The organism is Micromonospora sp. NPDC047812, assembly GCF_040704175.1.
Taxonomy (GTDB): domain Bacteria; phylum Actinomycetota; class Actinomycetes; order Mycobacteriales; family Micromonosporaceae; genus Micromonospora.
The window spans coordinates 1,510,666-1,531,920 of sequence record NZ_JBEYRY010000001.1 but is presented as its reverse complement, the minus strand read 5'-3'; the positions used below and the strand labels follow the sequence as shown (position 1 = coordinate 1,531,920).

Annotated in this window: 21 protein-coding genes and 1 riboswitch; of the genes, 10 read left to right on the top strand and 11 right to left on the bottom strand. The window is 74.5% G+C overall.

Going from position 1 to position 21,255, the window contains the following annotated elements; translation table 11 throughout:
• Positions 1 to 22 precede the first annotated feature (22 nt).
• Entirely contained in the window at positions 23 to 442 is a 420-nt protein-coding gene (locus tag AB0883_RS07105) for a DUF4031 domain-containing protein (RefSeq protein ID WP_366640051.1), read from the top strand.
• Here AB0883_RS07105 and AB0883_RS07100 read toward each other — a convergent pair.
• A complete protein-coding gene (locus AB0883_RS07100) occupies positions 439 to 1,074 on the bottom strand; it encodes a metal-dependent phosphohydrolase (protein ID WP_366640049.1) in 636 nt (211 codons plus the stop codon). The two genes, AB0883_RS07105 and AB0883_RS07100, sit on opposite strands and share 4 nt — an antisense overlap.
• A gap of 68 nt (positions 1,075 to 1,142) precedes the next feature.
• Here AB0883_RS07100 and AB0883_RS07095 point away from each other — a divergent pair, with 68 nt between their 5' ends.
• Positions 1,143 to 2,405, top strand: coding sequence for an FUSC family protein (locus AB0883_RS07095; protein ID WP_366640047.1), 1,263 nt, complete (start codon positions 1,143 to 1,145; stop codon positions 2,403 to 2,405).
• Between the two features lie 100 nt (positions 2,406 to 2,505).
• On the opposite strand, the gene AB0883_RS07090 is transcribed toward AB0883_RS07095, so the two are convergent.
• The gene (locus AB0883_RS07090; protein WP_366640045.1) at positions 2,506 to 3,897 is read right to left on the bottom strand and encodes a PLP-dependent aminotransferase family protein; all 1,392 of its coding nucleotides are present in this window, start codon (positions 3,895 to 3,897) and stop codon (positions 2,506 to 2,508) included.
• On the opposite strand from AB0883_RS07090, the gene AB0883_RS07085 reads away from it, so the two are divergent.
• Positions 3,896 to 4,834 carry a DMT family transporter gene (locus AB0883_RS07085; protein ID WP_366640043.1) on the top strand — a complete coding sequence of 313 codons (939 nt, stop codon included), beginning with the start codon at positions 3,896 to 3,898 and terminating at the stop codon, positions 4,832 to 4,834. The genes AB0883_RS07090 and AB0883_RS07085 overlap by 2 nt on opposite strands.
• An 85-nt stretch (positions 4,835 to 4,919) precedes the next feature.
• On the opposite strand, the gene AB0883_RS07080 is transcribed toward AB0883_RS07085, so the two are convergent.
• A complete protein-coding gene (locus AB0883_RS07080) occupies positions 4,920 to 6,215 on the bottom strand; it encodes an aminotransferase class V-fold PLP-dependent enzyme (protein ID WP_366640042.1) in 1,296 nt (431 codons plus the stop codon).
• Positions 6,216 to 6,261: 46 nt separating this feature from the next.
• Positions 6,262 to 6,382: riboswitch (SAM riboswitch) on the bottom strand.
• A 22-nt stretch (positions 6,383 to 6,404) separates the two neighbouring features.
• Here AB0883_RS07080 and AB0883_RS07075 point away from each other — a divergent pair.
• Positions 6,405 to 7,898: a PrsW family intramembrane metalloprotease gene (locus AB0883_RS07075; protein ID WP_366640040.1), complete on the top strand. Its 1,494-nt coding sequence runs from the start codon at positions 6,405 to 6,407 to the stop codon at positions 7,896 to 7,898.
• A gap of 63 nt (positions 7,899 to 7,961) precedes the next feature.
• Here AB0883_RS07075 and AB0883_RS07070 read toward each other — a convergent pair whose 3' ends face one another.
• Together AB0883_RS07070 and AB0883_RS07065 are read right to left on the bottom strand one after the other, a co-directional pair.
• Positions 7,962 to 8,129: a hypothetical protein gene (locus AB0883_RS07070; protein ID WP_366640039.1), complete on the bottom strand. Its 168-nt coding sequence runs from the start codon at positions 8,127 to 8,129 to the stop codon at positions 7,962 to 7,964.
• A gap of 100 nt (positions 8,130 to 8,229) precedes the next feature.
• Positions 8,230 to 8,568, bottom strand: a complete 339-nt coding sequence (locus tag AB0883_RS07065; protein ID WP_121400053.1) for a co-chaperone GroES — start codon at positions 8,566 to 8,568, stop codon at positions 8,230 to 8,232.
• Between the two features lie 67 nt (positions 8,569 to 8,635).
• Between AB0883_RS07065 and AB0883_RS07060 the strand changes: the two genes are divergently transcribed.
• Positions 8,636 to 10,024 carry an AI-2E family transporter gene (locus AB0883_RS07060; protein ID WP_366640333.1) on the top strand — a complete coding sequence of 463 codons (1,389 nt, stop codon included), beginning with the start codon at positions 8,636 to 8,638 and terminating at the stop codon, positions 10,022 to 10,024.
• A gap of 6 nt (positions 10,025 to 10,030) precedes the next feature.
• On the opposite strand, the gene AB0883_RS07055 is transcribed toward AB0883_RS07060, so the two are convergent.
• Positions 10,031 to 12,052 (bottom strand): ATP-dependent DNA helicase, encoded by a 2,022-nt coding sequence (locus AB0883_RS07055; protein ID WP_366640331.1) that lies wholly within the window; start codon positions 12,050 to 12,052, stop codon positions 10,031 to 10,033.
• A 284-nt stretch (positions 12,053 to 12,336) separates the two neighbouring features.
• On the opposite strand from AB0883_RS07055, the gene AB0883_RS07050 reads away from it, so the two are divergent.
• Complete coding sequence (locus tag AB0883_RS07050) at positions 12,337 to 12,843, top strand: DUF402 domain-containing protein (protein WP_121400050.1); 507 nt, start codon at positions 12,337 to 12,339, stop codon at positions 12,841 to 12,843.
• A gap of 22 nt (positions 12,844 to 12,865) precedes the next feature.
• Here the strand turns inward: AB0883_RS07050 and sigJ are convergent, their stop codons facing one another.
• Positions 12,866 to 13,831: an RNA polymerase sigma factor SigJ gene (gene sigJ / locus AB0883_RS07045; RefSeq protein WP_366640036.1), complete on the bottom strand. Its 966-nt coding sequence runs from the start codon at positions 13,829 to 13,831 to the stop codon at positions 12,866 to 12,868.
• Positions 13,832 to 14,115: 284 nt separating this feature from the next.
• Here sigJ and AB0883_RS07040 point away from each other — a divergent pair, with 284 nt between their 5' ends.
• From AB0883_RS07040 to AB0883_RS07030, 3 genes are all read left to right on the top strand, one after another.
• A complete protein-coding gene (locus tag AB0883_RS07040; protein WP_366640329.1) occupies positions 14,116 to 15,021 on the top strand; it encodes a PPK2 family polyphosphate kinase in 906 nt (301 codons plus the stop codon).
• Positions 15,022 to 15,164: 143 nt separating this feature from the next.
• On the top strand, positions 15,165 to 15,791 hold the full coding sequence (locus tag AB0883_RS07035) for a DUF47 family protein (RefSeq protein ID WP_088998168.1): 627 nt from the start codon (positions 15,165 to 15,167) through the stop codon (positions 15,789 to 15,791).
• A 4-nt stretch (positions 15,792 to 15,795) separates the two neighbouring features.
• The gene (locus AB0883_RS07030) at positions 15,796 to 16,800 is read left to right on the top strand and encodes an inorganic phosphate transporter (RefSeq protein WP_366640035.1); all 1,005 of its coding nucleotides are present in this window, start codon (positions 15,796 to 15,798) and stop codon (positions 16,798 to 16,800) included.
• Positions 16,801 to 16,852: 52 nt separating this feature from the next.
• On the opposite strand, the gene AB0883_RS07025 is transcribed toward AB0883_RS07030, so the two are convergent.
• Positions 16,853 to 17,821 carry a Gfo/Idh/MocA family oxidoreductase gene (locus tag AB0883_RS07025; protein WP_366640033.1) on the bottom strand — a complete coding sequence of 323 codons (969 nt, stop codon included), beginning with the start codon at positions 17,819 to 17,821 and terminating at the stop codon, positions 16,853 to 16,855.
• A gap of 71 nt (positions 17,822 to 17,892) precedes the next feature.
• On the opposite strand from AB0883_RS07025, the gene AB0883_RS07020 reads away from it, so the two are divergent.
• Positions 17,893 to 18,726, top strand: a complete 834-nt coding sequence (locus AB0883_RS07020) for an NUDIX domain-containing protein (protein WP_366640031.1) — start codon at positions 17,893 to 17,895, stop codon at positions 18,724 to 18,726.
• 82 nt (positions 18,727 to 18,808) lie between these two features.
• Here the strand turns inward: AB0883_RS07020 and AB0883_RS07015 are convergent, their stop codons facing one another.
• From AB0883_RS07015 to pstA, 3 genes are all read right to left on the bottom strand, one after another.
• The gene (locus AB0883_RS07015) at positions 18,809 to 19,222 is read right to left on the bottom strand and encodes a VOC family protein (protein WP_366640030.1); all 414 of its coding nucleotides are present in this window, start codon (positions 19,220 to 19,222) and stop codon (positions 18,809 to 18,811) included.
• A 149-nt stretch (positions 19,223 to 19,371) separates the two neighbouring features.
• Entirely contained in the window at positions 19,372 to 20,148 is a 777-nt protein-coding gene (gene pstB, locus AB0883_RS07010; protein WP_121400045.1) for a phosphate ABC transporter ATP-binding protein PstB, read from the bottom strand.
• Between the two features lie 20 nt (positions 20,149 to 20,168).
• On the bottom strand, positions 20,169 to 21,255 hold a 1,087-nt coding region (gene pstA, locus AB0883_RS07005; RefSeq protein ID WP_366640028.1), incomplete at its 5' end, for a phosphate ABC transporter permease PstA.

The following is a 21,255-nucleotide window of genomic DNA, read 5'->3' as shown; positions in this document are numbered from 1 at the left end:
GGTGCGGGGTAGCTTGGCCCACATGCTCTATCTGGACCGGCCCGCCTGGCCGTGGCGGGGACGGCTCTGGTCCCATCTGATCAGCGACGTCTCCCCCGCCGAGCTGCACGCCTTCGCCGAGACGTTGGGCGTGCCCCGCCGGGGGTTCGACCGGGACCACTACGACATCCCGGCCGACCGGTTCGCGGTGGCGGTCTGGCTGGGCGCCCGGGTGGTGCCGAGCCGGGAGCTGGTACGCCTGCTCCGGCAGTCCGGGCTGCGCCGCCCCAAGCACCTGGCCCGCCCCCGCCCCGAACCACCCCCCACCCCCACCCCGCCCCTCGCACCCTGCGTCGATCATGCGGTTGTGGTGCCCCGCAAAAGCCACGAAGGGGCGCTTCTCGCCCACCACAACTCCATGATCGACGCGCGAGGCCGGGGCGGGGGCGGGGCCGGGGGTTAGTGGAGGGTGGATAGTTCGCGGGTCAGGTTGGCCCGGGCGGGTGCCTCCCAGCGGCGTGCCAGCGGCGGCAGCCGGAACAGCGCCGGCAGGGCGAGCAGCCCGGCGAGCACCCGGGCACGGCCGGCCCGGAAGGCGGCCTCGGGCACGTGCGCGTACTCCCGGCGGATCGCCGCGGCGTAGCGGTCGTACGCCTCGGGTGGCGCCGCCAGGACGGCGAGGTCGGCGTCGCAGAGCAGCGCGCCGTCGGCGTCGCCCGGCTCCACCGCGTGCCCGGCGGTGAGCAGCACCAGCCGGCGGACCTCGGCCACGGCGTCGGCCGGCAGGCCCGCCCGGGTGAGCAGCGTGCCGGCGAGCGCCGCGCTGTCGCGCTCGTTGGCGTCGCCCCCGGCGCGCGGGTCGTAGACGGCGTCGTGGCACCAGGCCGCGAGGCGCACCAGGTCCGGCCGCCCGGCGGCCGGCGCGTGCGCGTCGACCACGTCGAGGACGGCCGCCAGGTGGTCGGCGTCGTGGTAGTGCCGGTGCGGCTCCCGCCATCGGGTCAACAGATCCTCGCCGACCCGGGTCAGCTCCGCCGCGTCGGTCATTCCGGCGCCCCGGGCCGCGGCCCGCCACCGGTCGAGAAGGTCGACCACCCGGCCGAGTCTGCCCTACCGCCGTCCTCGCCGAGGATTCACCCGGCGCGGCACGGGTAGTCCCCGCCATGGCCGTGGCCCGGGACCGTCGACCCTCACTGGCGCGACGCGCCATATTGCGCGACCGGGGCAAGGAACTCGACACGGCCCGGGTCGCCCAGGCCGCGAGGACCCTGCGGCACCGCAGCAAGACCACCCTGCACGACCGCCTGCACCGGTTGCGGATGGCGATGGGCCTCGCCGTGCAGGCCGGCCTCGCCGCCGGTCTGTCCTGGCTGGCGGCGCACGAACTGCTGGGCAACCCGCAGCCGGTCTTCGCGCCGATCTCCGCGGTCGGCACCCTCGCCGCCTCGGTCGGCCAGCGGTTCCGCCGTACGGTGGAGCTGATCGTCGGGGTGGCGATCGGGGTCGCCGTCGGTGACTTCCTCATCTACCTGCTCGGCACCGGCCCGTGGCAGCTCGGCCTGGTGGTCACCCTGGCCATCGTGCTGACCATCTTCGCGGGCGCCAGCGTGGCCATCGTCATCCAGGCGGCGGCCACGGCGGTGCTGATCGTCACGCTCAGCCCGTCGACCGAGAACCTGGAGATCCCCCGGTTCATCGACGCGTTCGTCGGCGGCGGCATCGCGCTGCTGGTCACCGCCATCCTGCTGCCGCTCAATCCGCTGCGGGTCATCAACCGGGCCGCCCGGCCCGCCCTGGACCTGCTCGCCGCCCAGCTCGACATGGCCGCGGACGCCCTGCGGGAACGGGACCGGGACAAGGCCCAGCGGGCCCTGGACCGGCTCCGCAACAACCAGGAGGAACTGACCGCCTTCACCGAGGCCATCGAGGGGGCGAAGGAGACCGCCATGCTCTCGCCGGCCCGGTGGCACCGGCGGGACGAGCTCACCCACTACGCCGAGGCCGCCGAACCGATCGACCGGGCGATGCGCAACGCCGGCACGCTGACCCGGCGCGCGGTGACCCTGATCGAGGACGAGGAGCCCATCCCGGAGACGATGCCCGACGCGGTGGCCCATCTCGCCGAGTCGGTGCGCCTGCTCAAGCACGAGTTCGCCGTCGGTGAGGAGCCGGAGCAGGCACGGGAGCGGGCGCTGCGCGCGGTCAGCGAGGCCGGCCGGGCGTACGCCGAGGGGGTCGGGTTCTCCGGCAGCGTGGTGATCGCGCAGGTGCGGACCACCGCCAGCGACCTGATGGTGGCCTCCGGCGTCACCCAGGAGGAGGCGAACCGCGGGGTCCGGCAGTCCTTCGGCGACCAGGACCGACCGCGCGGCGAGGGGAAGCGGGACGACGCCCCGAAGCCGCCCGCCGCCCCACCGCTCGGCTGACCCGCACCCCGTCGCCGGTCAGGTTGCCGGGCGCGGGCGAGTGACCCGCGCCCGCGTCGCCCCGGTCGGGCCCGCAGGGCGCGGGCGAGTGCGCCCCGGGTCAGGCCCGCAGGGCGCGGGCGAGACGGTGGACGGCCTCGTCCATGAGGTCGGGTGGGGCGGCGGTGTAGGTGAGGCGAAGGTGGGGGGCCGGAGGCTCGGCGGCGTACCAGGGGCGGCCGGGGAAGACGACGACGCCCTCGGCGGCCGCGGCGGCAGCCAGCGCGACGTCGTCGGTGCCCTCCGGCAGGCGTACCCAGAGGTGCATGCCGCCGCGCGGGACCGGCTGCCGGGCCAGTTCCGGCAGGTGCCGGCGGAGCGCGGTCAGCAGCGCCTCGCGGCGGGTCCGCAGCGCGGTGCGCAGGGCGCGGCGGTGACGCGTCCACGCCGGGGCGGTGACGAAGTCGAGCGTGGCCTGTTGCAGCGGGCCGGCGACGAAGAAGTCGTCGAGCAGCCGGGCCGCCCGCAGCCGGGCGCCGGCCGGGCCCCGGGCGCCGATCGCCGCGACCCGCAACCCGGGGGCGGTCGACTTGGTCAGCGAGCGCAGGTAGACGACGTGCCCGTCGGGGTCGTCGGCGGCCAGTGGCGGCGGGGCCTGACCGTCGATGGTGAGGTCGCGGGCGTAGTCGTCCTCGATCAGGAAGGCCCCGGCGTCGCGTACGGCCTCGGCGACCCGGGCCCGGCGGTGGTCCGCGAGTGTCGCGCCGTGCGGGTTGGCGTACAGCGGCTGGCAGTAGAACAGCCGGGCGCCGGTGCGGGCGAACGCGGCGGCGAGCTGGTCGGGCCGTACCCCGTCGGCGTCGGCGGGCACGGGCACCACCCGCAGGCCGGCTGCCCGGGCGGCGGCCAGTGCGCCCAGGTAGGTCGGCGACTCGACGAGCAGGGTGTCGCCGGGCGCGGCGAGCGCCCGCAGCGCGGACGACAGCGCGGCCTGTCCGCCCGGGCAGATCACCATGTCCTCGGCGCGCAGGCCGGCCCCTGCCTCGCGGGCGAACCAGGCGCGCAGGTCCTCGCGCCCCTCGGCCGGCCCGCGCTGCCAGGACGCGGGCTGCCGGGCGGCGCGGGTGAGCGCGGCCCCGAGCGCGGCGGCGGGTTGCAGCTCCGCGTCCAGGTAGCCCCCGGATAGCGGAATCGCTCCTGCGGGCGGTAACGCCAGTATCGCCTGCATCTCGTCCTCGCCCGGTCGGCGGGGGCCGAGCGCCACGGTCTGCCACGACAGGTCGGGGGCGCGCCACCCGCGCGGCGGGGCGGCCACGAAGGTGCCTCTGCCGGCCCGCGTCTCGACCAGCCCTTGGGCCACCAGCCGGCGGATGGCCTCGGCGACGGTGACCGGGGAGGCCTGGTGCCGGGCGGTCAGCTCGCGCACCGAGGGCAGCCGCGTGCCGGGCTCCGCGACGGCCGCGAGCGCGCGCAGGTCTTGGACGACGCGGTCGGCTGCGTTACCGTCATTCATGAAAGACAACAGTAGCGCTACTGTCCGGACCACGGTAACGGCGGACCGGACGGTCGGTCTCGCCCTCGGCGCGCTGGGCGTGCTCGCCTTCAGCATGTCGCTGCCCGCGACCCGCGTCGCCGTGCAGCAGCTCGACCCGTGGTTCGTCGCCTTCGGCCGGGCCGTCGGCGCGGCGCTGCTGGCGTGGGCGTACCTGCGGTCCACCGGCGCCCCGCGGCCCACGCGCGGTCAGTGGCGGCGGCTGACGGTCGTCGCCCTCGGCGTCGTCGTCGGCTTCCCGCTGTTCACCTCGCTGGCGCTCATCACCCAGACCTCCGCGCACGGCGCGGTCGTCATCACCGTGCTGCCCGCCATGACCGCCGTGTTCGCGGTGCTGCGGGCCGGCGAGCGACCGCCGCTGCTGTTCTGGGTCGCCAGCGCCGGCGGGCTGCTGGCGGTGCTCACCTTCCTCGGCGCCAGCGGCGCGGTACGCGGGGCCCTCGCCCCGCCCGACCTGTTCCTGCTCGCCGCGGTCGTGCTCTGCGGCCTGGGATACGCCGAGGGCGGTGCGCTCGCCCGCGAGCTGGGCGGCGCCCGGACGATCTGCTGGGCGTTGCTGCTCTCGCTGCCCGTCACCGTGCCCGTCGTGGTCGTCGCCGCCGTGGCCGCTGCGCCGCGCGCCGACCCCGTCGCCTGGTCGGCGTTCGGCTACCTCACCGTGGTCTCCATGTTCCTGGGCTTCTTCGCCTGGTACGCGGGCCTGGCCCGGGGCGGCATCGCGCAGGTCGGCCAGATCCAGCTCGCCCAGCCGGTGCTCACCCTGCTCTGGTCGGCGCTGCTGCTCGGCGAGGCCGTCACCCCCGCCTCGATCGCGGCGGCGGTGGCCGTGCTGGCGTGTGTGGTGCTGATCCAGCGCACCCGCGACCGCGCGCCGGCACCGGCGGTGGGGGAGGCCTGACGGGGTACCCGCCGCTGCGTGCGGGACCCGTACCGGAGCCGGCCGCCCCGCCGGCTCCGGCACGAGAAGGCGGAGCGTGGGCCGGTCAGGCCAGCGCGGCGAGGGCCGTGAGCAGCCGGTCCACGTGCCCGGTCGTGCTGCCCAGGCCGATGCTGGCCCGCAGGGCGGTCGGCGGCAGGTCCCGCCGGCCGCTGCGGGCGGCCGCCTCGTCGAGCAGCCGCCGGGCCAGCGGGTGGGCGCAGAAGAGGCCGTCGCGCACCCCGATGCCGTACGCCGTCGCCAGTTCCGCCGCCACCTCCGCCGAGTCCCGGCCGGCCACCACGAACGACACGATCCCCACCCGGGGCGCCGCCGGCCCGAACATGCGCAGCTCCAGCACGTGCGGCAGGGCCGCGAAGCCCTCGCGCAGCCGGGTCAGCAGAGCCTGCTCGGCGTCGTGCAGCGCGGCCCGGTCGGCGTCGGCCAGCGCGGCGCAGACCGCCGCCAGGGCGACCGCGCCGAGCAGGTTCGGCGTGCCCGCCTCGTGCCGGGCCGGGCCGGTCGCCCACCGTACGTCGTGGGTGGCCGCCCCGACGTGGCTGGTGGCGCCCCCGCCGGCCAGGTACGGCGGTGCGGCGTCCAGCCAGTCCGCCCGACCGACGAGCACCCCCGCGCCGAACGGCGCGTACAGCTTGTGGCCGGAGAGCGCGAGGTAGTCGACGTCGAGGGCGGCGACGTCCACCGGCGCGTGCGGGGCGAGCTGCGCGGCGTCCACCGCGATCCGGGCCCCGTGCCGCCGGGCCACCAGGGCCAGCTCCGCCACCGGCCAGCGTTCGCCGGTCACGTTGCTCGCGGCGGTCACCGCGACCAGCACGGGCGGGCCTTGTCCGGCGCCGGGGCGGGCGGGACCCGAACCGCCCCTCGCGTCCGGCCTGCGCAGCTCGCCGAGCGCGGCGTCCAGCGCGCGGACCGCCCCGGCGGGATCCTCAGGCACCGGCAGCCGGACCGAGCCCCGCGGCCAGGGCAGCAGGTTGGCGTGGTGCTCCGCGCCGAAGGTGACCACCGTCGTGCCGGCGGGCAACGCCCGGGCCAGCAGGTTCAACGCGTCGGTGGTGTTGCGGGTGAAGACCACGTGGTCCTCGGCGCGGGCGCCGAGGAAGTCGCCGACCGTCTGCCGGGCGCGCTCGTAGGCGAGGGTGCAGCGCCGCGACAGCGCCCCGGCGCCGCGGTGCACGCTGGCGTACCAGGGCAGCAGCTCGGCCACCGCGTCGGCCGCGGCCCGCGCGCAGGGCGCGGTGGCCGCGTAGTCGAGGTTCACCTGGCCGGGTACGCCGAGCACGTCGAGCGCGGCGGCGACGACGGGCGGCTGCGGCGCGGGCGGGGGTACGAGGGTGACGGTCATGGCCGACCTCCGGGTCCAGGGACCCCGGGTGGGCGCACACGGGCGGGGTCCGCGCTTGCCCGGCACGCGGTTCGGGCCGGGCCCGGTCATCACCCGGGGCACCCCACCGCGAACTCGACGAGGGTTGCCGGCCAGCAAGCCGGGGCTTGACGCTGGCGCTCGTGACCTGCCCGCAGCATAGCCGGGTGAATGCGGCCGGACCAGGCTGCCGGGGATGGCTACGCTGACCGCATGGCCGACACCCCGCCCGGCGCATCCCTGCCGCCGTCGCCGACCGCGCCCGCCGTTCCGCCGCCCGGCGGGGCCGGGCCCCGGATGCCGCTGCGGCGGCTGGGGTGGCGTCGGGCCCTGGTGTTGGCCGGCACCGTCCTGTTCATCGCGGCGTGCGCGCTGTTCATGGTCTTCACGCTGGGCGAGAACCTGGGCGTCGAGGCGCTGCTGATCGGCGTGGTCGCCGCGATCCTCCCGGTTCCGGTGCTGGTGGGCTGTTTCCTCTGGCTCGACCGCTACGAGCCGGAGCCCCTGAAGTACCTGGTCTTCTGCTTCGCCTGGGGCGCGTTCGTCTCCACCGCGGCCTCGCTGACCGTCAACGAGTTCTCCGCCGGGCTGTTCGAGGACCGGGGGCTGCCGACCGCGCTGACCGCGGTGCTGGTCGCGCCGTTCATCGAGGAGCTGACCAAGGCCCTCGGGCCGATCCTGCTGCTGATCTTCCGCCGGCGGGAGTTCTCCGGGATCACCGACGCCCTGGTCTACTGCGGGCTCTCCGCGATCGGGTTCGCCATGGTGGAGAACATCCTCTACCTGGGCGGCTACGGCTACGCCACCGGCGTGGAGCGGTACGGGCCGGCCACCGGCACCCAGCAGGTCATCGCCATCTTCATCGTCCGGATCCTGCTCTTCGGCTTCGCCCACCCGCTGTTCACCTCCATGACCGGGGTGGGGCTGGGCATCGCCGCGCGCGCCGCCAGCCGGTGGGTGCGGGTGCTCGCGCCCCTCGCCGGCCTGCTCCTGGCGATGATGCTGCACGGGCTCTGGAACCTGCTGCCGACGCTCACCCAGGCCACCGGCGAGACGCTGATCATGCTGTACGGGTTCATCGGCGTGATGGTGCCGGTCTTCTTCGGCATGGTCGGGCTCGCCGTGTGGCTACGGGCCTGGGAGGGGCGGCTCACCGAGCGGACCCTGCCCGACTACGTCCGGGCGGGCTGGCTCACCCCGCCGGAGGTGGCGGCGCTGAGCAGCCTGGGACGGCGGCACGCGGCCCGGGTGTGGGCCAAGCGGGTGGCCGGCGACGGCGGGTTGAAGGCGATGCGCGGCTACCAGTTCGCGGCGACCCGGCTGGCGCTGCTGCGCGACGGCGCGCTGCGCGGCCTGGACCGCCGCCCGGTGGACCGGGAGCGGACCGCGCGGGAGGAACGGGAGCTGCTGGAGGCGATCGGCGCGTACCGGTCGTTCTTCGTGGGCCGCGACCCGCAGGCGCCGGCGGGGATCTGGGACGGACACCGCTACCACCTGCGGTTCCCGGACGGCACGCAGCGGACGGTCGAGGCGCCGGACGAGCCCGTCGTGCCGATCCCGGTGGTGCTGGTCCCGCCGCCGCCCCCGGCGCACCCGGCCAACTTCGGCCCGCCCGGCTGGTACGGCCAGCAGCCCCCGGCGCCGTGGCCCCCCGGTCGCCCCTGACGCAGCCGCCGGCCATCTCCTGACCCCGGGACCGGGGCCGCCCCGTGAGGTCGGCCCCGGCCGTCAGGTCATCAGGCTGGTGAGGAAGTCACCGAGGCCCTGCGCCATCGCCATCAGTCCCGCCCCGATCGCCTTGAACATCTGCGCCGCGCCCTCCGGCCGGAAGGCCATGAAGTAGATCAGGAACGCGACGCTCCCCCAGAGCAGAATCTTCTTCACGAGTACCGGCATCGCGTCCCTCCCCAGGGCCGGTGATGCGGCTGGCTTCCCGGCGGGGAGCGACGCAAACGGCACCCGCGCCCTCATCCGGGCGGGTGGGGCGGGGGTGGGCTCAGAGGTAGAGGCCGGTGGAGTCGTTCTCCACCCGCTCGGCGGCCACGGCGTGCACGTCGCGTTCGCGCAGCAGCACGTACCCGCGGCCGTGCAGTTCGACCTCGGAGCGGTCGTCGGGGTCGAAGAGGACCCGGTCGCCCGAGACGATGGCGCGTACGTTCGGCCCCACGCCAACGGCGGTGGCCCAGGCCAGGCGCTTGCCCACGGCGGCGGTCGCCGGAATCACGATGCCGGCGGTCGAGCGTCGCTCACCCTCGCTCCCCTCCATCCGCACCAGCACACGGTCGTGCAGCAGGCGGATCGGCAGCTTGGAGTCGAGATTCTGGTCGGCGGTCACGCCGCAGACGCTACCGTGTCCCGGTCGGCCGGCCGTGGGCGGTTACGGGCCGGGGGCCGGGGGCAATGTGTGGCGGACCTGCCCTACGGTGGCGTCGTCGGACGTATCCTGTCCGCCCACCGGCGTGGGCGGGCCGGTCTATTGCCAGGAGGTGCGCTTGAGCCGCTTCGAGCAGGTACGCGGACGGCTCCGTCGCGCGTACGAGTCGGGCCGGGAGTCGGTGCGGGCGCGCCGTACGGACCCGGCCGACGGCCCCGAGCCGGCCGGCGTGGCCTCGCCGACGTCCCCCGGACCGGCGGCGGCGCCGTCGGCGACCGTGGTCGGCGCCCCGCCGCCCGGGGCGATGCACAACTCCACCTCCAGCCGGGACGACGCGGACGTGCCGCACGCGTTGCGGATCGCCGCCGCGTGGTCCTGGCGGCTGATCGTGATCGGCGTCGTGGCCTGGGCGCTGCTGAAGATCGTCGGCACGGTCCGGATCGTGGTCATCCCGCTGGCCGTCGCGCTGCTGCTCTCGGCGCTGCTCGCGCCGGCGGTCGGCTGGCTGCTGCGGGCCCGGTTCCCCCGGTCCATGGCGACGGCGGTGGTCCTGGTGGGCGGCCTGGCCGGGGTGATCGGCACGCTGACCCTGGTGGTGAACGAGTTCATCCAGGGCGTGCCGGAGCTGAGCAAGAAGTCCTCGGAGGGCGTCCGGCAGATCCAGGACTGGCTGAAGACCGGCCCGCTGCACCTCTCCGACGGCCAACTCGACAACTACATCGAGGAGGGCCAGAAGTGGATCAACAACAACACCGAGAAGTTCACCAGCGGCGCCCTCTCCACGGCCGCCACGCTGGCTGAGGTGCTGACCGGCACGCTGCTGGTGCTCTTCGCCACCTTCTTCTTCCTGCGGGACGGCAACAAGATCTGGCGCTTCCTGGTCCGGCTGCTGCCGGTGGCCGCCCGCTGGAAGGTCGACGACGCCGGGCGGGCGTCCTGGGCGACCCTGGTCGCCTACGTCCGGGCGACCGTGCTGGTCGCCTTCATCGACGCGGTCGGCATCGGCGTCTTCCTGGTCATCTTCGACATCCCGTTCGCCTTCCCGCTCGCCGCGCTGGTCTTCCTCGGGGCGTTCATCCCGATCGTCGGGGCGACCCTGTCGGGCGTCGTCGCGGTCCTGGTCGCGCTGGTCGACAGCGGCCCGGTGACCGCGCTGATCATCCTCGGCGTGGTGATCGGGGTGCAGCAGGTGGAGGGGCACCTCCTCCAGCCGCTGATCATGGGCCGGGCGGTGGCCATCCACCCGCTCGCGGTCATCATCGGCATCGCGGCCGGCGTGGTCCTCGCCGGGATCACCGGCGCGCTGGTCTCGGTGCCGCTGATCGCCGTGCTCAACACGGCCGTGCGCCGGCTCGCCGCCCGCACCGTCCCGGACACCCCGCCCGACGCCGTCGTCGTCGCCTCCCAGGCGCCCTGACGGGGGTCAGGAACCGGCGAGGCGTTCGAGGGCGCCGCGGGCGACCTCGGGCCGGGTGGTGTACCAGAACGGCGGCAGCGACCGGCGCAGGAACGGCCCGTAGCCCCGGGCGGTCTCCAGGCGCGAGTCGAGCACCGCCACCACGCCCTTGTCGCCCGTCGACCGGATCAGCCGCCCCACCCCCTGGGCCAGCCTGATCGCGGCGATCGGCACGCTGACCGCCGCGAAGCCCGACCCGCCGCCGGCGTCCACCGCCGCCGCCCGCGCCGCCGCCAGCGGCTCGTCCGGCCGGGGGAAGGGCAGCCGGTCGATGACCACCAGCTGGCAGGAGTCGCCCGGCACGTCGACGCCCTGCCAGAGCGACATCACCCCGAACAGGCAGCTGGACTTCTCCTCCCGGAACCGGCGTACCAGCAGCGGCAGCGCCTCCTCGCCCTGGAGCAGGACCGGCAGGTCGGTCCGCGCGCGCAGCAGCTCCGCCGCCTGCTGCGCGGCCCGCCGGGAGGAGAAGAGGCCGAGCGTACGCCCGCCGAGCGCGGTGACCAGCGCGAGCAGTTCCTCGCCGGCCGCGTCGGGCAGCCCGGAGACGCTGGGCCTCGGCAGGTGCGCGGCGACGTACAGGATGCCCTGCCGGCCGTAGTCGAACGGCGAGCCGACGTCGAGGGAGCGCCACCCCGGCCCCGAGGTGGCCGGCGCCCCCGCCGGGCCGGTCACGGCGCCGTCCCCGGTCGCGCCGCTGCCCTCCGCCGGCCCGGTGCCGCCGGTGCGCCCGGCGGAACGGGCGGCCAGGGCGGCGGCGGCCGGCGACGGCGGGTCGGCCGGGGGCGCCTCCAGGCCCAGCGCCCGGGCCACCGTGTCGAACCGGCCGCCCAGCGTCAGCGTCGCCGAGGTGGCGACCACCGTGCGCTCCTCGTACAGGTGGGTGGCGAGCGTGCCGGCGACCGAGAGCGGCGCGACCACCAGCGCCCGGCGACCGGTGTTGTCGTTCTTCTCCACCCAGGCGACGTCGTGGTCGGCCTCCTCCAGCAGCCGCTGCGCGGTGGCGGAGAGTTCGTCGAGCACGGCCTTGGCCTGCTGCTTGCGCACCGGGTCCGGGTCGTCGGACTTGACCTCGCCGATCGCGTCGAGCGCCGCCCGGGTCGCCGCGTCGAGCAGGGTGCACGCCTCGCGCAGCGCGGACGGCAGCCCCGAGGTGATCCGCCCGGCCGGCGCCTCGGCCAGCCCGACCGCCAGGGCGTCGCCGGCCGCGGTGAGCGACTCGGCGACGTCCGGCCGCAGCAGCGGGCGGGCCCGCTTCGCGGAGCGGTCGATCAGCTCCGGCACCAGCTCGGCCTGCGCGGCGGAGGAGACCCGGTCGGCCAGCTCGTGCGCCTCGTCGACGATGAGCAGCTTGTGCGGCGGCACGATGTGCCGGCCGGCGAGCATGTCCACCGCGAGCAGGCTGTGGTTGGTGACCACGATGTCGGCCTCCCGGGCGCGGGCCCGGGACGCCTCGGCGAAGCACTCCGCGCCGAACGGGCAGCGGGAAGCGCCGACGCACTCCCGGGCCGGCATGGAGACCAGCCGCCAGGCCTGGTCGTCGACGCCCGGGTCCAGCTCGTCCCGGTCGCCGGTGTCGGTCTTCTCCGCCCAGTCGCGCAGCCGCTGGACCTGCTTGCCGAGCCGACCCGCCTCGCCGAGCCACTTGGTGCCGCCGCCGGGGCGTGCGGCCGGGGCGTCGAAGAGGGTGTCCTCCGGCTCGTCCTCGGTGGAGTTGTCCAGCCGGGCCAGGCAGAGGTAGTGGTGCCGTCCCTTCAGCACCGCGAAGGTGGGCCGCCGGCCGAGCACCGGCTCCACGGCGTCGGCGAGCCGGGGCAGGTCGTGGTCGACCAGTTGGGACTGCAACGCCAGAGTGGCGGTGGAGACCACCACCGGACCGTCCACGGTCAGCGCGGGCGTCAGGTAGGCCAGCGACTTGCCGGTGCCCGTGCCGGCCTGCACCAGCAGGTGCTCCCGCGCCTGCACGCACTCCTCGATGGCGGTCGCCATCTGCTGCTGACCGGGACGCGCCGCCCCGCCCGGCACCGCGCCGACCGCGGCGGCGAGCAGCTCCACCCCGCTCGGCCGGGCGCCCCGCCGCCGGCCTCCGGTGCGGGGCGATGGGGCGGCGGAACCGGTGGCGAGGCGCGGAGTCACCGTGCGACGGTACCCGCCGTCCCCGACACCGGCCGCGCCGATCCGGGTGTGGCGTCGTCACGGTACGGTCTCCCACCGACCGCGTCCGGTTACTTCCGTGCGGCGACCGATGGGCGGTATCGGTTAGGGTGCGACTCATGCCGAGCGACGTGGTCCGCGTGATCTACCGCAAGTACGACGGCAGCGCCCATCGTGACTACCCGGCCCGCCGTCTGGCCGAGGACGAGCTCGGCGTCTGGCTCGGCGTGACCGAGGGCACGAAGTCCGTCTACCACGGCCGACCGTCGGTGGAGCAGATCCCGTTCGTCCTCCTGGTGCCGCACCACGCCTGGTGGACCGGCATGTTCAACCCGCCGCCCCGGACCAGCGAGGTCTACTGCGACATCGCCAGCCCGGCCCGCTGGGAGAACGACGACACCGTCCACCTCATCGACCTCGACCTCGACGTGGTGCGTCGGCGGGCCACCGGCCTGGTGGAGCTGCGCGACGAGGACGAGTTCGCCGAGCACCGCGCCCGCTTCGGCTACCCGGACGACGTGGTGACGCAGGCCGAGGCGGCGGCCCGGTGGCTCCTCGGGGCGCTGGGCGACGGCGTCGAGCCGTTCGCCACGTCGTACCGGAAGTGGCTGGCCCTGGTGGTCTGACCACCGGCGGCGGCACGGGTCCTCACCAGCGCGGCGGCCAGCCGTCCTCGTCCGACAGCGGTGGCAGGTCGCCCAGCTTCTCCGGGTTGAGCTGGTGGAACAACCCGGTCACCCGGCCGTCGTCGACCGCGAGGGCGGCGACGACCCGCAGCGTCCGGCCGTCCGGGTGCGGGCTCTCCATGTGCAGGCCCTCCACGCCGTCGACCAGCACCCGACGGGCGCGCAGCGTGCCGCCGTACCGGCCGGCGCGGCCGAACAGGCCCAGGACGAAGCGGGCCACCGGGTCGGCCCCGACCACCGGGCGCCGGGCCGCCGGGAAGTGGCCGCCGCTGTCGCCGATGGCGACCACGTCCGGGGCGAGCACCCGCACCAGCGCGTCCAGCTCGCCCGACTCGACGGCGGCCACGAAGGCGGCGAGCACCCGGCGCTGCTCGACGGCGTCGGCGGTGTGCCGGGGCGCGTCGGACGCGTGCACCGCCCGGCGGGCCCGGGAGGCGAGCTGGCGGGCGGCGGCGTCGGTCGTGCCGAGCACCTCGGCGATCCGGGAGAACGGCACGGCGAAGACGTCGTGCAGCACGAACGCGACCCGCTGCTCCGGCGCGAGCCGCTCCAGCACCACCATCAGGGCGGTGCCGACCTGGTCGGCGCGGACCGCCCGCTCGGCGGGGTCGGGCGCGAAGCCGTCGGTACGCGGGCCCTGGTCGAGCGGCGTCACCACGGGCTCCGGCAGCCACTGGCCCGGGTACGCCTCCCGCCGTACCCGCGCCGAGCGGAGCACGTCCAGGCAGATCCGGGCGCAGGTGGTGGTGAGCCAGGCGCCGAGGTGCCGGATCTCGGCGCGGGCCGCCGGGTCGGCGAGCGCGGCGGCGTACCGCAGCCAGGTCTCCTGGACGGCGTCCTCCGCCTCGCTGCGGCTGCCGAGCATCCGGTGGGCCACCGCCAGCAGCCGCCCCCGCTCCACCTCGAACTCCGCCACCAGATCCGCCACGCCACCCCTCCCACCCGCCCTGCCCCAACCCGCCCCATCCTCCCGCCCCGCTCCCCGCGTCCCGAGAGCGGGTCGATCATGCAGTTGTGGTGCCCCGCACAAGGGGAGAGGGCGCGGATTCCGCCCACCACAAGTCCATGATCGCGAGGCCGAGGGGCGGGAGTCGGCGGGCGGGAGGGGCGGGGGTGGGTGATGATCCGGGGGTGCGAGCGACTGATGAGCCGGATCTGGGCGGCGCGGGTGTGGAGCGGGTCGAGGGGGTCGTGGGGCCGGTCGGGGGGAGCATGCGCAGGTTGCTCCGGGTGACGCCGGGCGCGGTGGCCGACCTCGGGGCGGTCGATCCCCGGTCGACGCCGGGTCTGCCCGGGCCCGAGGTGACCGGCCGGCGGCGCAAGGAGTGGGCCCGCCGCCAGGTCGGACTGGTCGGCGCGGAACTGGGTCGGCAGCAGGAGATGCTCTTCGCCGACGCGAAGGCCCGGGAGGCGGGCCGGGGCGGTGGCGCGGACGGGCCGGGTGCGGCCGCCGGGCGCCGGGTGCTGCTGGTGCTCCAGGCGATGGACTGTGGCGGCAAGGACGGCACCATCAAGCGCGTGGCCGGCGCGATGAACCCGCTGGGCCTGCACGTCCGCTCGTTCGGCCCGCCCACCTCCGAGGAGCTGCGGCACGACTTCCTGTGGCGGATCCGGCGGGCGCTCCCGCCGCCCGGCCAGGTGGGGGTCTTCAACCGCTCGCACTACGAGGACGTGCTCGTGGCGCGCGTCGACTCGCTGGTGCCCGAGTCGATCTGGCAGGCCCGGTACGACGAGATCAACGCCTTCGAGCGGGAGCAGGTCGACGCCGGGGTGGCCCTGGTGAAGGTGATGCTGCACATCTCGTACGCGGAGCAGGGCCGGCGGCTGCTGGAGCGGCTGGACGAGCCGCGCAAGCACTGGAAGTACGACCCCTCGGACATCGACGCCCGCGCCCGCTGGGACGACTACCAGGCCGCGTACGCCGAGGCCCTGGGCCGGTGCGGCACGGACGCCGCGCCCTGGTACGTGGTGCCGGCGGACCGCAAGTGGTACCGCGACTGGGCCGTCGCGCACCTGCTCCGCGAGACGTTCGACACTCTCGATCTCGGGTATCCGCCTGCCGGTTTCGACGTCCGGCGGGAACGGGAGCGGCTGCTGGGACCCGGGAGAACGGCTTAGATGAACGACAGGTGAACGACCGGTGAATGTGGCCTGACCAGGGGGAGGCCGCGCAATTCCCGGTTCCGTCGTTTTCTAGCATTCCCAGGCGGGCACCCTCCGGGCGACCGCGACCCTTCCACCGACACGACGAGGTCCGTGCTGTGAAGTTTTCCTTCCGCCCGAACGAGGGCGCCTTCTACGAGCTCTTCACCAGGGCCGCGCAGAACCTGGTGAAGGGCACCGAGCTGCTCAACGAGCTGGCCCTCCCCGGGGTGGAGGTGCAGTCGGTCAGCGAGCGGCTCACCGAGGTGGAGCACGACAGCGATCAGATCACCCACGAGCTGTACAAGAAGATCAACTCGACCTTCATCACGCCGTTCGACCGGGAGGACATCTACCGGCTCGGGTCGCTGCTCGACGACGTGATGGACCACCTCGAGGCGGTCGGCAACCTGCTCTACCTCTACGGCCTGACCAAGCTCCCCTCGCTGCCCCGCGAGATGCACGAGATGGTCAACGTCCTGGACGCGCAGGCGAAGCTGACCGCCGACGCCATGCCGCGCCTGAAGTCGATGAAGGACCTCGAGGACTACTGGATCGAGTGCAACCGGCTGGAGAACGACGGCGACCAGGTGTACCGGATGCTGCTGGTCCGCCTCTTCTCCGGCGAGTACGACGCGCTGACGGTGCTGAAGATGAAGGAGGTCGCCGACGAGCTGGAGGCCGCCTGCGACGCCTTCGAGCACGTGGCCAACACCGTCGAGACCATCGCGGTCAAGGAGTCCTGATCCTGTGAGTCCCGAACTCATCGCCGTGCTGGCGGTGATCGCGGTGGCGTTGGCGTTCGACTACACCAACGGCTTCCACGACGCCGCCAACGCGATCGCGACCAGCATCTCCACCCGGGCGCTCACACCCCGGGTGGCCCTGGCCATGGCGGCGGTCGGCAACTTCATCGGTGCCCACTTCGGCGCCGAGGTGGCCAAGACCGTCGGCAGCGGCCTGGTGAAACTGCCCACCGGCACGTCGAGCCTCGGCATCGTCTTCGCCGGCGTGATCGGCGCGATCGTGTGGAACCTGGTCACCTGGTACTTCGGCCTGCCGTCGTCCTCGTCGCACGCGCTGATCGGCGGCCTGGTCGGCTCGACCGTCGCCGCGTCCGGCACGGTGCTCTGGACCGGCATCGGGGAGAGCGTGATCATCCCGATGATCCTCTCGCCGATGGTCGGCTTCGTGCTCGGCTACGTCGTCATGATCGCCGTGCAGTGGATCTTCCGGAAGGGGCACCCGGGCCGGCTCAACCGGGGCTTCCGCTGGGCGCAGACCGCGTCCGCTGCCGCCATGTCGGTCGGCCACGGCATGCAGGACGCCGCCAAGACCATCGGCATCGTGGTGCTCGCCCTCTACGTCGGCGGCTACCAGGACGACCCCAGCTTCATCCCGGAGTGGGCGTTCTGGACGTCGGCCGCCGTGCTCGCCGCCGGCACGTACGCCGGTGGCTGGCGGATCATCCGGACCCTGGGTCGTAAGATCATCGACCTCCGGCCGCCGGAGGGCTTCGCGGCCGAGACCGTGGCCAGCGGGGTGCTCTACTTCAACGCGCTGGTCCTCGGCGCGCCGATCTCGACGACCCACACGATCACCTCGGCGATCATGGGCGTCGGCGCCACCAAGCGGCTCTCCGCCGTCCGGTGGGGCGTGGCCGGCAACATCGTCGGGGCGTGGATCCTCACCTTCCCGGCCGCCGGCTCGATCGGCGCCCTGATGTACTTCCTGTGCCGCCCCCTGTTCAGCTGACGTAGGCGAAAGGGGCCCCTCGGCGACGAGGGGCCCCTTTTCCGTACTCCCGTCAGGAGTAGGAGACGCCGATCTGGGCGCGGACGGTGTCGAGGAGCGCCATCACCTCCAGCGTGGCGGCGTGGGGGACCAGAGGGCTCTCCAGGAGACCCTCGGCGAGGCAGCGCTGGACCTCGGCCGCCTCGTACTGGTAGCCGCCGCCGACCAGCTCGCCGGTGATCGTCTCCGGCTCGGCGCCGGCCCGGTGCAGGGTCAGCGAGCCGGGGCGGAAGAACGGCTCGGGCAGGTCGATCCGGCCGGTGGTGCCGGTGACCGAGGCGACCAGCGGGGGCGCCCCGACCATGCCGCAGCTGAGGGTGGCGACCGCGCCCGAGTCGTACCCGAGGACGATGCCGGTGTTCTCGTCCACCCCCTCCGGGCTCAGCTTCGCCCAGGACCGGACGTGGTCGGGCACGCCGAGTAGCAGGTGGGCCAGGCTGACGGGGTAGACGCCGAGGTCGAGCAGGGCGCCGCCGCCGAGCGTGCGGGCCCGCATCCGGTGCTCCGGCGGGAACGGCCCGGCCACCCCGAAGTCGGCCCGGACGCCGGTCACCGTGCCGATCGCGCCGTCCGCGACCAGCGCGCACAGCCGGCGGACGAGCGGGTTCGTCCGCATCCACATGGCCTCCATCAGGAAGACCCCCGCCGCGCGGGCGGTGTCCACCAGCTCGACGCTGGTCGCCAGGTCGAGGGTGAACGGCTTCTCCAGCAGCACCGCCCGGCCGGCCGCGAGGCAGGTCGTGGCGGCCTCGTGGTGCGCGGCGTGCGGCGTGGCGACGTAGACGACGTCCAGCTCGTCGTCCGCGGCGAGTTCCGCCCAGGAGGCGTACGCCCGCGGCACGCCGTGCCGGGCCGCGAACCGCTCCGCGCTCTCGGCGGTCCGCGAGCCGACCGCCGCGAGTTCGGCGCCCGGGACCAGGCGCAGGTCCTCGGCGAAACGGGCGGCGATGTTGCCGGTGGCCAGGATGCCCCATCGAGTCATGCCGGCCACGCTAGCGAAGATCACCCGACGGCGGCGGGGGCGATCCACCCGTCGGGAACTAGGCTCGGCGCATGACGATCGACGCCGACGGCTTCCCCGCACCCCCGGCGCTCGTGGAGCACGCCCGCCGCTTCCGCGCCGAGGGCGGCACCCCGGCGGCGCCCCGGGTCGCGGCCACCGTGCTGCTGCTCCGCCCCGCCGGCGACGACTTCGAGGTGTACCTGATCCGACGGGTCGCCGCGATGGCCTTCGGCGGCATGTACGCCTTCCCCGGCGGCGGGGTCGACCCCTCGGACTCGCAGGCGCACCTGGACTGGGCCGGCCCGACGCCGGCCGGGTGGGGTGAGCGCCTGGGGCTGACCCCCGAGGCCGCGCAGGCGGTCGTCTGCGCCGCCGCCCGGGAGGTCTTCGAGGAGGCCGGGGTCCTGCTCGCCGGCCCCGACGCGCAGACCGTGGTCGGCGACGTGAGCGGTGACGACTGGGAGGCCGACCGGGTGGCGCTGGAGCAGCGCCGGGGCGGCTTCGCCGACCTGCTCGCCCGGCGCGGACTCACCCTCCGGTCGGACCTGCTGCTGCCGTGGAGCCGGTGGATCACGCCGGAGTTCGAGCCGCGCCGCTTCGACACGTACTTCTTCGTGGCCCTGCTGCCGGAGGGGCAGCGGACCCGGGACGTCTCCGGGGAGGCCGACCACACCCTGTGGGTCCGCCCGGCGGACGCCCTGGCCCGCGCGGAGGCCGGCGAGCTGACCATGCTCCCGCCCACCCTGGTGAGCCTGGCCCAGGTGGCGGCCGGCGGCGACCTGGCCGGCGTCGCCCGCGCGGCGGCGAGCCGGGACGCCGCCACCCCGGTCACGCCCCGCCTCGACGTGCCCGAGACCGGCGAGCCGAGGTTCGTGCTGGGCTGACCGAGGTCGCCCGGTGCGCGGCGCTGGTGCTCCGGCGCACCCTGGGCGTGGTTCCCCGGGCTCGGCGGCCGGGGTGGCGACGCTAGGCCACGAAGATGCAGAACGGGTGACCGGACGGGTCCGCGAAGACGTACAGCGGCTCGTCCGGGTCGTCGGACCGGTCGAACAGGAGTTGCGCGCCCAGGGCCTCCGCCCGCTCCCGCTGCCTCTCCAGCTCGGACGCGTCCGGGACCGTGAAGTCGAGGTGCAACTGCATCGGCACGTCGTGCCGGGGCCAGGTGGTCCGGGGCAGGCGGTCGACGAGCTGGAAGGCGAGCTGGGCCGCTCCGTCGGAGTCCCTGAGCACGAGCCAGTCCGGCTCGTCGGCCGTCCCGTCCGTCGGCGGTTCGTCGCCGGGCCGGTACCGCAGCCCGAGCAGTTGCCGGTAGAACTCGGCAAGCTCCCGTGGGTTCGTGCTGTCGAGCACGGTGTGCAGCAACCGGGGATATTCAGACATGCCCGTCCTCCGCAGCGACCGGTGGGCGTTTTCCGACCCGACCATAGAACAGATCCTGGTGCGCCGCCGGGCTCGCCACGGCCCGGGCGGGGAAGGGAAGGGCCCCTTCCCCGCCGGGAGAGCGAGGGAAGGGGCCACTGTCTCGCGGCTCAGCCGAAGCGGCCGGTGATGTAGTCCTCGGTCTTCTTCACGCCGGGGTTGCTGAAGATCTTCTGCGTGTTGTCGTACTCGATGAGCCGGCCCGGGTCGCCGGTCTTCTCGATCGAGAAGAAGGCGGTCCGGTCCGAGACGCGGGCGGCCTGCTGCATGTTGTGCGTGACGATGATGATGGTGAACTTGTCCTTGAGCTGGAACATCAGGTCCTCGATGGCCAGCGTGGAGATCGGGTCGAGTGCCGAGCAGGGCTCGTCCATCAGCACCACCTGCGGCTCGACGGCGATGGTCCGGGCGATGCAGAGCCGCTGCTGCTGACCGCCGGAGAGCCCGGCGCCGGGCTTGCCGAGGCGGTCCTTCACCTCGTCCCAGAGGTTGGCCGAGCGGAGCGCCCGCTCGGCCGCCTCCTCCAGGATCGACTTCCTGCGTACGCCGTTGAGCCGCAGCCCGGCCACCACGTTCTCGAAGATGCTCATGGTGGGGAACGGGTTGGGCCGCTGGAAGACCATGCCGATCATGCGCCGGACGGCGGTGACGTCCACGTCCCGGTCGTAGATGTCCTGGTCGTCGATGGTGAGGCTGCCCTCGACCCGGGCGCCGGGGAGCACCTCGTGCATCCGGTTGATCGACCGCAGGAAGGTGGACTTGCCGCAGCCGGACGGGCCGATCAGGGCGGTCACCGTCTTCGGCTCGACCGTCAGGTTGATGTTCTCGATCGCCTTGAAGGCGCCATAGTAGGCGGTCACGTTCGAGGCTTCGATGCGCTTGGCCATGGTGGTGGTACCTCCGGGGTTCATCGGCCGAGCCGGTTGCGACGGGCCAGCAGCTTCGCCGCGACGGTCAGGATCAGCACGAGGGCGACCAGGGTGAGTGCCGCCGTCCACGCCCGCGCCGGCGCGTACTTCGACGCGTCGCCGGCCTGCTGGTAGACGAAGAGGGCCAGCGACGACTGGTTGTTCTCGAACGGGTTGAAGTTGATCGCCGCGCCGCCGCCGGCGACGAGCAGCACCGGGGCGGTCTCGCCGGCCGCGCGGGCGATGGCGAGCATGACGCCGGTGACGATGCCCGGCAGGGCGGTCGGCAGCACGACCCGCAGGATGGTCTTCCACTTCGGCACGCCGAGGGCGTACGCCCCCTCGCGCAGCGGCGCCGGGACGAGACGCAGCATCTCCTCGGTGGAGCGGACCACGGTGGGCAGCATCAGCACGCTCAGCGCGAGCGCGGCGGCGAAGCCGGAGAAGCTGGGCCGCCCGTCGTTGAACCACGGCGAGACGACCAGCACCCAGAACGCCAGCACGAAGAGGCCGGCGACGATCGACGGGATGCCCGTCATCACGTCGACGAAGAACCGGATCGCGGCGGCGAACCGGCCCCGGCCGTACTCGACGATGTAGATGGCGCAGAGGATGCCGAGCGGGACGGTGATCAGGGCGGCGATGCCGACCTGCTGGAGCGTCCCGACGATCGCGTGGTACGCGCCGCCGTTCGGGTCCCGCGCGCCGATGTTGTTCATCGAGGTGAGGAAGAAGTCGGCGTCCAGCCGCTCGGCGCCCTTGCTGACCAGCGTCCAGACCACCGAGGCCAGCGGCAGGACGGCCAGCACGAACGCGGAGTGGATCAGCGCGCTCCAGGTGCGGTTGCGAGCCGAACGCCGCCCCTCGACCCTGTTGGCGGCGGTGAACAGGCCGGCCAGGTAGAGCAGCGCGGCGACCACCACGACCAGCACCGGGCCGCCGGTGCCGGTGCCGTACACGAACGCGGCGGCGACCAGCAGGGCGGCTGCCGCGATGGCCGGCGCGGCGTACCTCGGCAGGCGCCGGGCCCGCAGCGTGGGCGGCTGGGCGGGCGGACGGGTGCGGTGCGACGTGACGGTGGTTGTC